The following is a 12,614-nucleotide window of genomic DNA, read 5'->3' on the forward strand; positions in this document are numbered from 1 at the left end:
ACCGCAGAGGGCACAGAGAGAAGAAAGAAATACCGTATTGGCATAAAACTTACTATTCCCCAATCCTTATGAAATATGTTGACGAATTCCGCGAACCGGAAAAAGCAGAAGCCTTACGCCGCGAAATCGCCAAATTAAGCCATCAGCTAGAAAAACCCATCAAAATTATGGAAGTATGCGGCGGACATACCCATTCCATATTTAAATACGGCATCGAAGAAATTTTACCCCAAGCCATCGAACTAATTCATGGGCCTGGTTGTCCAGTATGCGTAATGCCAAAAGGGAGATTAGATGATGCGATCGCAATCTCTCAAAATCATAACGTCATTTTTGCCACCTTTGGCGACGCAATGCGAGTTCCTGGTTCCAAAACCACTTTACTGCAAGCCAGGGCACAAGGTGCAGACATCCGTATGGTGTACTCTCCCCTAGATAGCCTGCAAATTGCCAGAGATAATCCCGACAAAGAAGTAGTTTTCTTCGCATTAGGCTTTGAAACCACAGCCCCCAGCACCGCCTTCACCATTCTGCAAGCAGCAGCCGAAAGAATTCATAACTTTAGTATGTTTAGCAATCACGTCCTCGTGATTCCCGCCCTCAAAGCACTATTAGATAATCCCGACTTGCAACTAGATGGATTTGTTGGGCCTGGTCATGTCAGCATGGTAATTGGCACTGACCCTTATGAATTTATTTCCCAACAATATAATAAGCCGATAGTCATCTCAGGATTTGAACCCTTAGATATTCTCCAATCCATTTGGATGCTATTGCAACAGCTAGTAAAAAATCGTTGTGAAATCGAAAACCAATATAACCGAATTGTAGAAAAAACTGGGAATACAGTAGCACTACAAGCCATAAACAAAGTTTTCGCCGTGCGAGATAGTTTTGATTGGCGCGGCTTAGGTGACATTCCCTATTCAGGATTACAAATCAAACCTGAATATGCTCAATTTGATGCCGAACTTAAATTTACCATTCCTAACCTGAAAGTAGCCGACCATAAAGCTTGTAAATGTGGAGAAATTCTCAAAGGAGTCTTAAAACCTTGGGAGTGCAAAGTATTCGGTACAGCTTGCACGCCAGAAACACCAATCGGTACTTGCATGGTATCTTCCGAAGGTGCTTGCGCAGCCTATTACAAATACGGGCGACTCTCCACAATTGCCAAAAAAACAATCGCCCAAAAACCAAAAATAACTCAAGAACCCCTCCCCGCCTGCGGCTTCTCCTCAGATTAAATACTCCGCGTACCTCTGCGCTTCCCTTTGCGTCCCTTTGCGTTTAAAAAAATTTTAATATGAATATTTCCCCCACAAACCCAATCCAAAAAATAGAAAAAGTCCGTCGTCGCCATAAAGTGCAAGACACTCATATAACTCTTGCACATGGTAGTGGTGGTAAAGCCATGCGTGATTTAATCGACGATATCTTTATCAGCAATTTTGATAACCCAATTCTCTCACAACTAGAAGACCAAGCCAGCTTCAACTTAGCCCCTCTCCTCCAACAAGGAGATAGACTCGCATTTACAACAGATTCATATGTTATAGACCCGTTATTTTTTCCCGGTAGTGATATAGGAGAATTAGCTATAAACGGTACAGTTAATGATTTAGCTGTTAGTGGTGCTAAACCTTTATATTTAACTTGTAGCGTAATTTTAGAAGAAGGATTACCCGTAGAAACCTTGCGGCGTGTTGCAGCCAGCATGAAAATAGCCGCAGAAAAAGCGAGTATTCAAATTGTCGCTGGTGACACAAAAGTTGTACATCGTGGTGCTGCCGATAAACTCTTTATTAATACTGCTGGTATTGGTATCATCCCGCGAATAGTTAACATTTCTGCTCATAATATTAAACCTGGAGATGCAATAATAATTAATGGTGAAATAGGCAATCATGGGACAGCCATTTTAATTGCCCGTGGGAAATTAGCCTTAGATACTAATATTGAAAGTGATTGTCAGCCGTTGCATAGTTTAGTAGAAACTATTCTCCATGTATGCCCACAAGTTCATGCTATGCGAGATGCCACACGTGGAGGTTTAGCCACAGTACTAAATGAATTCGCCCTCAGTTCCGATGTGGGAATTCGTCTCTTTGAAGAATCTATTCCAGTGCGTGAAGAAGTTAACGGAGTTTGCGAAATTCTCGGTTTAGACCCATTGTATTTAGCTAATGAAGGTAAGTTAGTTGTAGTGGTTCCAAAAAAGAATGCTGAAAATGTTTTATCAGCTATGAAATCCCACCCAGCAGGCAAAGATGCTTGTATTATTGGCGAAGTTATTACTTCACCTCCAGGTATCGTATTATTAAAAACAGCTTTTGGTGCTGAAAGGATTGTTGATATGTTAGTAGGCGACCAATTGCCACGAATTTGTTAATCTTTAATAGATTTATAATATGCACGAATTTGGAATTACCCAAAATATTGTGGCAATTGTGACTGAAAATGCTAAAGGCGCAAAAGTGCAGCGAGTTTTATTAGAAATTGGCAAACTTTCAGCCATTATGCCCGACGCTATCCGATTTTGTTTTGATATTTGCACTCAGGGTACAGTTTTAGAAGGGGCGACATTAGAAATTTTAGAAATTCCCGGTTTAGCAAAATGTCGTCAATGCGGTGCAGAAGTTAATTTAGATAAACCGTTCGGAATCTGTAACTGTGGTAGTGTGGAATTAAATTTAATTACTGGCGAAGAACTTAAAATTAAAGAAATAGAAATAGAGGAATTATGTGTGTAACTTGTGGTTGTTCTGATGATGGCGAAATAAAAATTACAAATTTAGAAACAGATAAAGCGGAACATAATCATACTCACACTTTACCAGATGGTACTGTCATCACTCACTCCCACAGTCATGATACTCATATAGAAGCACCTCAAATTCATGCCAAAATACACAACACAACAATATCTTTAGAACAAGATATATTAGCGAAGAATAACTTGCTAGCTGCCCAAAATCGGGGATGGTTTAAAGGTCGTAATATTCTCGCTTTAAATTTAATGAGTTCTCCCGGTGCTGGTAAAACAACTCTTTTAACGCGAACTATCAATGATTTAAAACATCAATTATCTATTAGTGTCATTGAAGGCGACCAAGAAACTGCTAACGATGCCAAAAAAATTAAAGAAACAGGTTCTAAAGTCATCCAAATCAACACTGGAACAGGCTGTCATTTAGATGCCTCAATGATAGAAAGAGGTTTACAACAACTGAATCCGCCATTAAGCTCAGTTGTGATGATTGAAAATGTCGGAAATTTGGTTTGTCCAGCCTTATTTGATTTGGGAGAACAGGCAAAAGCCGTTATTCTCTCCGTTACAGAAGGAGAAGATAAGCCGATAAAATATCCGCATATATTCCGTGCTAGTGATGTAATGATTCTCACGAAAATTGATTTGCTACCTTACCTGCAATTTAATATTCAAAAGTGCATAGAATATGCTAAAGAAGTAAATCCCAAAATTCAGATTTTTCAGGTTTCTGCAACTACTGGTGCTGGGTTAGAAAATTGGTATGTGTGGCTAATTGAAAAGTTAAAAACTTGTCAACATTAATCTCTTCCCGCTTGACGAATATCTAATTTTTTTTTAAGGAACAGCAAAGAGTAGAAGATATTAGAGACTTCTATTCCAGTATTCTAGTCCTGTAATAATAGCTTCTTCTAGCCACTCATTGAAGCGCTTCACCAAGTTATCTTCTTCATCTGCATAAGAAAATTGGAATGGTGATTCTGTTAAAGGTTGAATATCACTAATATTGCGATCGCCTTCTTCTGTATCATCCCTGTGATAAGCACATACAGAACATACAAGTAAGCCTAAATACTCGTGTCCCAGAACATGAAATGAAAGCAAAATAACTGTAGGTGTCTCTACTCTAATAATCAATTGTACCCAACTGTGATAGCTTCGGAGATTAGCAAAGTAACCTTGCTGTTTTGCTGTCTCCACAATTTGATAGCGATGATAATATGAACGCTCATCCCCTGCTGAAGCTGATACTGTAAAAACTTGAGCATCTCGTACTAAATTTTGTACAGATAGCTTGATTTCTTCAGAAATATTTTGCAAACGATTGGATGCTATATTAAATAAATTTTCGGCAAATCTCTCAGCTTCTTTACATCGTTCTTGAATTGATGCTAACTGACGCTGTTTAAGTTTATCAGTAACAGATGCGAGAATAGTACGAGTCTGCCTTGTCTCTGACAAGATTTGTTCTGACAAACCAAGACTGCGAATAAATGACTGTTTCTGACTTTTAGCAAACAAATTAATCAAGCCAGACAATTCACCTTGATCCGCTTGTTCTAAAGATGTAATATAAGCTGAACGATCATCACGCGTAAGTACAAGAGGGAACCATCTAGCTTGAATAAAAACCAGGCTAGCAAGACAACGAGCAACTCGCCCATTTCCATCTTGAAACGGATGAATTTGAGTAAATCGATGGTGCAGCCATGCAGCTTCTACTTCTGGTGCAACTTGGTTTTCTTGATGCTGATGATGCCATTGAATGAGATTATCCATTTCAGATGCTACCTGTTCCGGTGGACAGTATTCATAAATGGAACCATCTGCTCTCAATAGATTATTAGGCTGCTTCTTCCAATCACCTCGGATTAGAGGAACACTAATAATTTGTCCTGTAGATGGAACTAAAGCTTCTGTATTAGTCTGATTTCTGGTAAGCAGCTGATGCAGTTCCTTTACATAAAACGGCGTAAGAGAACGTTGACCACCTACAAAATCAAATAATCCCTCAATAGCCATTTCTTGATCCTGAATCAAGGCTATAACTTGCTTAATAGGTCGGTCTGTAACTCCATGTGGAATTAATGCCTCATTGATACCCTGCTCAATAAGTAATCGGGTAATACCTTGAGGAATTGTGTAAAGTCGCTCTATAATTCCGGTTTCAATTGCTATTTCCCGGCGCATCTTTTCCATAAAAACTTTGAATGCACCAGAGTTACGAAGACGGTCAGCTTGTTCATTCCAGACAGTAACTAATGGTGGTAGCTCTGAACTAGCCAAATTTTGCCAATCTTGCGGTAAATTATCTATAGGTTGCCAGCGCATACACTCTGAGTTATCTGAAATAACAAGAAAAGACAGACAATATTGTAACTCTTCTAAAATTGCAACACCCTGCACTTTAGAAGTACAGGGTGTAGTAAGGATGAATCAGCTATATTTTGTAGGATTCCTAGTGTGTGCCTATTTACCTCACAGCCAATCTCGATAAGCAGATATTTCATTTACGCTGATTTCAAACGGCGTTCCTTTGCCAAATGGCGGATAAACGCGGATTTTGCCATTGGCAGCAAATCGCTCTAACCTGTTACCCAACTGGGGAATATTGCTGACGATATGCCAGTAAGATACTAAGTCAGGGCAGTCAATAATTAATGTGAGGATGTTAGCATTTGTTGTGAGATACCATTGACAATTAGATAACAGTACTCGCGTAATGCGATCGCAAGCTAGATAAAAGCATCTGCCAGCAGACTGTTCTAACTCCATTTGCAGCATTCCATCCTGTTTCGTTACCTCAGCGGGAGGTAAATCATCGGGAGGAAGCTGGTATAGTTTAGAAGACATAATTTCGCACCTCTTGGTTGTAGCGCGTCAAACTCTCTAGGTTTTTTTGCAAATCTGCAGACGAGGGTTTGAGTGCTAGCGTACCTAAATTTAATTCGTCCTGAAATTTCTTGATTCTGTCTCGACAAGTCTCCACATCACCGATAATTGAATTCTCAATCAAATAATCTTCATCGAAACAAATATTTGTGCGGTCGAATGGTTTTTGGTTGGAATTCGCACTGTTTTGCAATACTTCAGCCGAATTAGCTTTCATTTTCTGGCTAAATTTGCGAACGAAAGGTAACGCCTCACTCACCGCCTCATCATATGTTTTGCCAACAAAAAAGAAGCGTGCCAGCACTAATTTTTCCGCACCACTAGAATTTAAGGCTCGATATTTGGTAACAGTATCCTTCAATCTCTCTAGAGAAAATGGCGGCCCACCCATCAAGCTGAAGGAATGTTTAGCAGCAAGCTCAATACCGTCATCACCACCAGTAGCAACATACACTGGTATTTGACTTTGCAATGGTTTCGGATAAATCGTTAAGCGATCGCATTGATAATATCGCCCATTAAATGATACATCAGTTTCATATAAGAGCTTTTGAATTAATGCGATCGCCTCTAGCATCTTGGGACGGGATTCACTTGGGAGGGTCGCAAAATGCTTGTTTTGTTGAGGAAAGGGGCCGCCTTTGGCAACTCCAAATAATAATCGTCCATTGCACAAGTTATCCAAAGTGGCAATATCTTCCGCCACCCGAATCGGGTTATGGAATGGCAGCAACACCGCCGCAGTGCCTAATTGGATAGTTGAAGTCAATCCCGCCAAATGTGCCATCAACACCAACATGGACGGGCTGAGATTAGATTCACTAAAATGGTGTTCGCTCACCCACGCTTCCTCAAAACCTAAGCTTTCTGCCTGTTTTACCAGTGCAACTTGCTCAAAGATGGCACGACGAGCATCTTGGTGAAAATTATCGTAATTGCAGAAAATTCCAGTTTTCATTACTTGCGTTGATACTTTGTATTCACCGTAGGTGCTGGTTATTCTAGTGGTCGATAGATTTGTAGTAAGCACAAAGCGTGCTTAAATATTTGAGGAATAAAGTCCTCTCTACAAAAGAATTTACCCCTCTCAATTAATGTGATGAATCACTAAGTTGCAACCCACTGCAACTCCAACCATAGACGTGGGTTGTTCTCTTTGACCTTCGACATCGGATCGCGCAACAATCGCTTGGCATTCATACAGACAACCTGGATTAAACCCATGTTGTCTGCTACTTCTCTGAGTATTTCTTTTTGAGCTTGCACGCAGGAAATCATTTCGTCAGAGCAATAAATTCCTATATATTGCAAACGTCTAGCAGGTCGTCCCCAAAAACAGGTGATGACTTTCACATAACACCCATCCAGCAATTCTCCAACTTGCGGGTAGTAATGGTTGACGACTCTTGTGAATTCTTTGGCTAAGATATCTTCAGCAATCATTGGAACTGATATTTCTGTAGCGTCCATCACGCTATTTAATATAACATAATTTTGTCAATTAAAGATAACAAAATAACTGACTAAGCTTAAATAAAACCTTAAATATTATATAAAAAAAGAGGTGTACCTCATTTGGTATCACCTCAGATTTGCGTAAAGCATCTTTAGATTAAAAACCCGTAATTTATAATTTGTAATTCATAATGATATTAGCAGATTCCCTAACGTAATTATGTTATACATAGATTAGGATTTCAACCCTAACCATAATAATTGTTACAACTGTCAGAGGTCACTGACTCTAAGTCTTTATTTCATTACGAATTACGAATTACGAATTACGAATTATTGTTTAATTCAAAGTTTTGAATTTTAATTATTAGCGAGCATTGCGTTCGCAAACTAAGACCTCTGCTATGATTTCCGGCACATTTATAAAGTCCGTAAATCCTTCAGAACTACGGATTGGTGAAATAAATGTATAGTTTGGATCGCACGCTCCAGTGTCATATACTTGAATAAACCACCGATCGGGAAATCCTTCTATACCTAGTTCCACAGTGTACCAACTCTCGCCAATCAGACGAGAGCTAAAAATTGTAAACCACTCTCGGTTCTCTTCTGAAATATTCCAATCTGCCATCAGCAGTTCTAAAGCTATTTGTCCCGCATCCGTTGAAGTCAACAGCATTTTTACTCCTTATTTGCAACTTCAGTATTTGCAACTTCAGTACTGGGAACTTCCGGGTATAAACCTAATTCTTTCGCTAGCTCTCGTGCCACAAAAAATAAAAATTGGGCACCATCTTGATTGCCTTCATGGGCAAACATAGTAGCTACTTGTAACATTGTTTCTACTAAACCGGAATCAATCAATTCGGGTTTAGATTCCAAAATTTCTGGTTCTTGACCATTAGGACATTTAAGTAACTCATCAATCAGATTAAAATACAAGCTTTGGCGTTGTTCTTGGTCTGTCATGGTAATTCTCTTGATTTTAGTAAATTGTGAATAAGTTACTGTTCGATACTTTGGCGCCACAGCCTTTCCAACATTTCAACTTGTTCTTTTAAAACAGCAGCACGATGAACCAGATATCTGTCGTAAAAGAGAATCCCTAACCCAACACAAATCGGGGTTAACAAGAAGAACCATTGCAGGATAGTGGCAAATTTATATTGTTCAGCAACAGTTAGCATTTGATGAACCACATTGCGATCGAAGGATTGAATGCTAGTCTGAGGGGAATGTGTACCCTCTTTCTGGGGAGCCAAGGCGGGAGCATCTGTAGTTGTGTTGTTAACTTCGTAAGCTAAATTCTGAGATTTTACTAACTCCAGATGTCGCTCCCAAATTATGCCAAATACTACTAGTCCTGGTGAAAGCACTGCTAAGGTAACGACGCAAACTGTAAGAACATTGAATAGTTTGGCTTTCATCTTGGCTCTCCCTTGCTAGGTAGTATGCACCCAGTAAGAAAATATCTTTTGCTGTTTATCTAAAGTAGTTATATATTTCTACCTCTCAAACAGTTTTGATATTAAAATATGTATAATCGGTAATTTTTACAATCATTAGTTGCCAGTTATTTTTCTCGTCACTACTGACTACTGATTAATAAAAAGTTACCACCATTTTCACAAAACATAGGATTATTCAGTCAGAAAGAACGCACTTGATTCGGGAATCTGGTTTCATCCTCTTCTCAAAAAGAAGATTAAGAAGTCCCCCCTAGTTCACTAAGCTTTCGCTCAGGAATGTTGGGGGGTAGAGGGGAATCTCTGCGTAAATCCTATACGATTTATATCAGCCGCTCTCCACCAAACAGTTTACCCCAGCCCTGTTAAGATTATTAAATTCATTAGAATAGTACTCAAAGCCTGTAATCCACACATGATAGGTCTTATAAAAATTCATTGGGGTATGGGTGCTAGTGTTTTTTGGACGGGGTTCTAGTATTTTCGAGGTGGGGTTCTGGGGTTTTTGCACTCAATCTCAAAGCAATGTAGGCAATGGTTAAAGACTGTTTTAGATGCAATTTGGGATTGACAAAATCTGCACTCAAAATCAAATATCAATGTCTCTTGATAAAGATAGACTAATAAATTAGGAAAAGCAATTAAATATTTTAAAATTAAATTATATTTTCAGAATAAATAGAAAATAATGAAAAAATTATTCATCTATACAGAATCATAAAAATTGAATCTCAATCCAAGAGACAATAGTCAGCAATTACAAATGTTAAACTAGAAGAATGGTAAGCTAGCCTCTTCTAAAATGAGAATCAATGGGAATATCTAATAAAAGTTCTTCCTAAACTTTCATATTTTGTGGTTTAGTTAGAATACATAGTATATGCACTCATTGACATTAAACGGCAAAATAAATACATCAAAGCTTATTGTTATCAGTAAATACTCTGTACTAAGATTTAGGATTTTAGGGGTTAAAGAATGCGGATTGCTCAAGACATCACAGAACTGATTGGACGAACTCCTTTAGTTCAACTGAACAAGATTCCTCAAGCTGAGGGAGTAGTAGCAAGGATAGTTGTTAAATTAGAAGGGATGAACCCAGCGGCTTCGGTGAAAGACCGCATTGGGTTAAGTATGGTACTCTCGGCGGAAGCCGCTGGCTCAATTTTCCCAGGAAAGACCATTTTAGTTGAGCCTACTTCAGGTAATACAGGAATTGCTCTAGCAATGGTAGCAGCAGCGCGTGGCTACCGTTTGATTTTGACCATGCCTGAGACTATGAGCCAAGAACGACGCGCTATGCTTAGAGCTTATGGTGCATCTTTGGAGTTGACACCAGGAACTGAGGGTATGCGGGGAGCAATTCGCAAAGCCGAAGAAATTGTGGCTAATACTCCCAATGCTTTTATGCTGCAACAGTTCCGCAACCCTGCTAATCCCAAAGTTCACCAAGAAACCACCGCTGAAGAAATTTGGACAGATACAGACGGGGAAGTAGATATCGTCATTGCTGGGGTAGGTACTGGTGGAACGATTACTGGGATTGCAGAAGTACTCAAACAGCGCAAACCGACTTTTAAAGCGATCGCAGTTGAACCCAGCAACAGCCCAGTTCTATCTGGTGGTGAAGCTGGGCCACATAAAATTCAAGGTATTGGGGCTGGATTTATCCCAGATGTCCTCCGTTTAGAATTGGTTGATGAAGTAATTAGAGTCAGCGATGAACAAGCGATCGCCTATGGACGACGTTTGGCAAAAGAAGAAGGCTTATTATCTGGGATATCCTCTGGTGCAGCTTTGTGCGCTGCAATTCAAGTAGGTAAACGTCCAGAAAATGCCGGACGTTTAATTGTCATGATTCAGCCTTCCTTTGGCGAACGTTATCTCAGTACACCCATGTTTCAAGATTTATCTTTAGAAACTGCTGCGGTGCGTTAATAAGACAGGGGGACAAGAGAGTAATCAACCTCCCTGTCCTTCTCATTTGTCTCTTACATAAAATTAAGGCAACTTACCTTTTGAGGTGCGATCGCATCTCAATATTACGTTATTAGTGCTTCTAACTCTTTGACACTCCCACAGCTGCATAAATATTGCTACGCTCATTCTCCCTAAAAGCAGTGGGATTCTTGTGCGGAATTTGCTTATGTCGGGTTGCCTCTATTACAGGTCTTACAATTCATACTTACCGAATTATTATAGATATAGCGCTTCTAGGTTGAGTGCAATACAGACCTAACAAAAACAGTCCTTACCCTGACAACAAGATTTATTTTCTCGAAACTCTTGCTGTCTCGATGGGTAAAGATTAACATATCTGTGGGCAGAAGCAATATCTCGTTGAATCAACCGTAACAATAGTGAAAACCTTGCGCTGTCTATTTTGAATCTTGTCTAGCAGCAGTTAAACTTGTCTGTATATAGTGACTTAAGACCATTACCTGCTAGGTTATAAATCAGGCACAGACTATACTATAGAAAATTTAGTCAAAATTCTTTACAGCTTTAAAATCAGAGGTATCAATGATTATAACTAATTTTAGTAAACAAAGCAATGAATTTAAGGAACCTAAAGTACTCAAAGCTAAACCACATTGGCAAGGGCAAAATTTGAGCGATACTGCTGTCAAAGGTAAAGATACCAAGATGCGAGATCCTGCACCTGATAGTTCGATTTTGAATAACTTAAATCGCGGTCGAGTTGCTATTTTTATTGATGGCTTAAGCCTGTTCCATACAGCCTTACAACTCGGCATAGAAATTGACTACGTTAAATTGCTTTGTCATTTAACCAGTGGTTCCAGACTGTTGCGTGCTTTTTTCTATACTGGGGTTGATATCAGTAATGAAAAGCAACAGGGTTTTCTCTTGTGGATGCGTCGCAATGGCTATCGCGTAGTAGCAAAGGAACTCGTTGTACCAGCAGAGAATTTCAAAAAATCAAATCTGAACGTAGAAATTGCTGTAGATATGATAACTTTAGCTCCTTATTATGATACAGCGGTTTTAGTCAGTGGCGATGGAGATTTAGCTTATGCTGTAAACGCTGTTAGCAGAATGGGGGTTCGGGTGGAAGTAGTCAGTCTGCAAACTACCACTAGTGAAAGTTTGATTGATGTTGCTGACTGCTTCATTGACCTCGATAGTATTAAAACACACATTCAAAAAGATTCTAATCTTGGCTATAGTTATCGCACAGCGTCAAATTCAAACCTCTAATTAAAAAGAGGCAAAGAGTGGGAGACACAGGGACGCATAAAAGATATCTCTGTGTCTTTGTGTCTTTGCTCTGTCCATTTTGTTCGACCCTATATTCAGATGGATATTTTAATAGTTGAAGATGAACCAGAAATTGCTCGTTTAATCGAACTCTCTTTAGAAAAAGAAGGATTTTTTTGTCGCACTAGCCGCGATGGCATGAATGCTTTGCGGATGTTTCAAGAGCAACCACCGGATTTAATTATTCTAGATTTAATGATTCCTGGTTTGGATGGGTTGGAAGTTTGTGCCCGAATTCGCCAAAAACCAGGTGCGAAAGATCCTTACATTTTAATGCTTACTGCTAAGGGTGAAGAAATCGATCGCGTCATTGGCCTGTCTACTGGTGCTGATGATTATATGGTCAAACCCTTTAGCCCCAGAGAGTTGGTAGCTAGGGTGCGGGCACTATTACGGCGTAGCCTCCGCCAAGGAGGACAACATCAAGTCAATCGCACCCAACACTTTATTGTTGATGTAGACCAGCGCACTGCCAGTCGTCAGACGAATTCTCAAGAAGTTGAAATTTTGGACTTAACCACCCTAGAATTTAACTTGCTAACCACCTTTGTCAGTAATCCTGGTCGAGTTTGGAACCGTACCCAACTAATTGATAAACTTTGGGGAGATAATTTTTTTGGCGATGAACGAGTGGTAGATACTCATGTAGCTCGGTTGCGAAAAAAGATTGAACCCGATCCGGCAAATCCGACTTTTATTAAAACTGTTGTTGGGGTGGGCTATAAATTTGAAGATCCTTTGGTAGCGTAAAT

The 12,614-nt window shown here is 39.5% G+C and carries 14 protein-coding genes; 7 read left to right on the top strand and 7 right to left on the bottom strand.

What is annotated here, in order from left to right; all coding sequences use genetic code 11:
• The first annotated feature begins 68 nt into the window (after positions 1-68).
• The 4 genes from hypD to hypB are packed head-to-tail and all read left to right on the top strand — an operon-like array spanning position 69 to position 3,574.
• The gene (gene hypD, locus RMY64_RS27755) at positions 69-1,247 is read left to right on the top strand and encodes a hydrogenase formation protein HypD (protein WP_322701693.1); all 1,179 of its coding nucleotides are present in this window, start codon (positions 69-71) and stop codon (positions 1,245-1,247) included.
• Between the two features lie 59 nt (positions 1,248-1,306).
• On the top strand, positions 1,307-2,392 hold the full coding sequence (hypE, locus tag RMY64_RS27760; protein WP_322701694.1) for a hydrogenase expression/formation protein HypE: 1,086 nt from the start codon (positions 1,307-1,309) through the stop codon (positions 2,390-2,392).
• A 19-nt stretch (positions 2,393-2,411) separates the two neighbouring features.
• On the top strand, positions 2,412-2,753 hold the full coding sequence (gene hypA / locus RMY64_RS27765) for a hydrogenase maturation nickel metallochaperone HypA (RefSeq protein ID WP_322683939.1): 342 nt from the start codon (positions 2,412-2,414) through the stop codon (positions 2,751-2,753).
• Complete coding sequence (hypB, locus tag RMY64_RS27770) at positions 2,744-3,574, top strand: hydrogenase nickel incorporation protein HypB (RefSeq protein ID WP_322701695.1); 831 nt, start codon at positions 2,744-2,746, stop codon at positions 3,572-3,574. The genes hypA and hypB overlap by 10 nt, the downstream gene beginning before the upstream one ends.
• Positions 3,575-3,634: 60 nt before the next feature.
• Here the strand turns inward: hypB and RMY64_RS27775 are convergent, their stop codons facing one another.
• The 7 genes from RMY64_RS27775 to RMY64_RS27805 all read right to left on the bottom strand — a co-directional run bounded on the left by RMY64_RS27775 (position 3,635) and on the right by RMY64_RS27805 (position 8,544).
• The gene (locus tag RMY64_RS27775) at positions 3,635-5,101 is read right to left on the bottom strand and encodes a Fic family protein (RefSeq protein WP_322701696.1); all 1,467 of its coding nucleotides are present in this window, start codon (positions 5,099-5,101) and stop codon (positions 3,635-3,637) included.
• Between the two features lie 147 nt (positions 5,102-5,248).
• Entirely contained in the window at positions 5,249-5,623 is a 375-nt protein-coding gene (locus tag RMY64_RS27780; protein ID WP_322674504.1) for a hypothetical protein, read from the bottom strand.
• Positions 5,613-6,620: an LLM class flavin-dependent oxidoreductase gene (locus RMY64_RS27785; RefSeq protein ID WP_322674531.1), complete on the bottom strand. Its 1,008-nt coding sequence runs from the start codon at positions 6,618-6,620 to the stop codon at positions 5,613-5,615. The genes RMY64_RS27780 and RMY64_RS27785 overlap by 11 nt, the downstream gene beginning before the upstream one ends.
• A gap of 149 nt (positions 6,621-6,769) precedes the next feature.
• Positions 6,770-7,132 (bottom strand): hypothetical protein, encoded by a 363-nt coding sequence (locus RMY64_RS27790; RefSeq protein ID WP_069068421.1) that lies wholly within the window; start codon positions 7,130-7,132, stop codon positions 6,770-6,772.
• A gap of 352 nt (positions 7,133-7,484) precedes the next feature.
• Positions 7,485-7,796 (bottom strand): hypothetical protein, encoded by a 312-nt coding sequence (locus tag RMY64_RS27795; RefSeq protein WP_322674505.1) that lies wholly within the window; start codon positions 7,794-7,796, stop codon positions 7,485-7,487.
• Positions 7,797-7,798: 2 nt separating this feature from the next.
• Entirely contained in the window at positions 7,799-8,086 is a 288-nt protein-coding gene (locus RMY64_RS27800; protein WP_322674506.1) for a hypothetical protein, read from the bottom strand.
• A gap of 35 nt (positions 8,087-8,121) precedes the next feature.
• A complete protein-coding gene (locus RMY64_RS27805) occupies positions 8,122-8,544 on the bottom strand; it encodes a hypothetical protein (protein WP_322674507.1) in 423 nt (140 codons plus the stop codon).
• Between the two features lie 1,017 nt (positions 8,545-9,561).
• On the opposite strand from RMY64_RS27805, the gene cysK reads away from it, so the two are divergent.
• From cysK to RMY64_RS27820, 3 genes are all read left to right on the top strand, one after another.
• Positions 9,562-10,521: a cysteine synthase A gene (cysK, locus tag RMY64_RS27810; RefSeq protein WP_322683943.1), complete on the top strand. Its 960-nt coding sequence runs from the start codon at positions 9,562-9,564 to the stop codon at positions 10,519-10,521.
• 585 nt (positions 10,522-11,106) lie between these two features.
• Entirely contained in the window at positions 11,107-11,802 is a 696-nt protein-coding gene (locus tag RMY64_RS27815) for an NYN domain-containing protein (protein ID WP_322674509.1), read from the top strand.
• Positions 11,803-11,901: 99 nt separating this feature from the next.
• Complete coding sequence (locus tag RMY64_RS27820) at positions 11,902-12,612, top strand: response regulator transcription factor (protein ID WP_322674510.1); 711 nt, start codon at positions 11,902-11,904, stop codon at positions 12,610-12,612.
• The last annotated feature ends 2 nt before the right edge of the window (positions 12,613-12,614 follow it).

It is taken from the genome of Nostoc sp. DedQUE08, assembly GCF_034530895.1.
Lineage (GTDB): Bacteria > Cyanobacteriota > Cyanobacteriia > Cyanobacteriales > Nostocaceae > Nostoc.

Coding starts and splice junctions, on each gene's coding strand:
- RMY64_RS27805 (WP_322674507.1), bottom strand. CDS start 8,544: ATGAAAGCCAAACTATTCAATGTTCTTACAGTTTGCGTCGTTACCTTA.
- RMY64_RS27780 (WP_322674504.1), bottom strand. CDS start 5,623: ATGTCTTCTAAACTATACCAGCTTCCTCCCGATGATTTACCTCCCGCT.
- RMY64_RS27785 (WP_322674531.1), bottom strand. CDS start 6,620: ATGAAAACTGGAATTTTCTGCAATTACGATAATTTTCACCAAGATGCT.
- RMY64_RS27820 (WP_322674510.1), top strand. CDS start 11,902: ATGGATATTTTAATAGTTGAAGATGAACCAGAAATTGCTCGTTTAATC.
- cysK (WP_322683943.1), top strand. CDS start 9,562: ATGCGGATTGCTCAAGACATCACAGAACTGATTGGACGAACTCCTTTA.
- RMY64_RS27790 (WP_069068421.1), bottom strand. CDS start 7,132: ATGGACGCTACAGAAATATCAGTTCCAATGATTGCTGAAGATATCTTA.
- hypE (WP_322701694.1), top strand. CDS start 1,307: ATGAATATTTCCCCCACAAACCCAATCCAAAAAATAGAAAAAGTCCGT.
- hypA (WP_322683939.1), top strand. CDS start 2,412: ATGCACGAATTTGGAATTACCCAAAATATTGTGGCAATTGTGACTGAA.
- hypD (WP_322701693.1), top strand. CDS start 69: ATGAAATATGTTGACGAATTCCGCGAACCGGAAAAAGCAGAAGCCTTA.
- RMY64_RS27775 (WP_322701696.1), bottom strand. CDS start 5,101: ATGCGCTGGCAACCTATAGATAATTTACCGCAAGATTGGCAAAATTTG.
- RMY64_RS27815 (WP_322674509.1), top strand. CDS start 11,107: ATGATTATAACTAATTTTAGTAAACAAAGCAATGAATTTAAGGAACCT.
- hypB (WP_322701695.1), top strand. CDS start 2,744: ATGTGTGTAACTTGTGGTTGTTCTGATGATGGCGAAATAAAAATTACA.
- RMY64_RS27795 (WP_322674505.1), bottom strand. CDS start 7,796: ATGCTGTTGACTTCAACGGATGCGGGACAAATAGCTTTAGAACTGCTG.
- RMY64_RS27800 (WP_322674506.1), bottom strand. CDS start 8,086: ATGACAGACCAAGAACAACGCCAAAGCTTGTATTTTAATCTGATTGAT.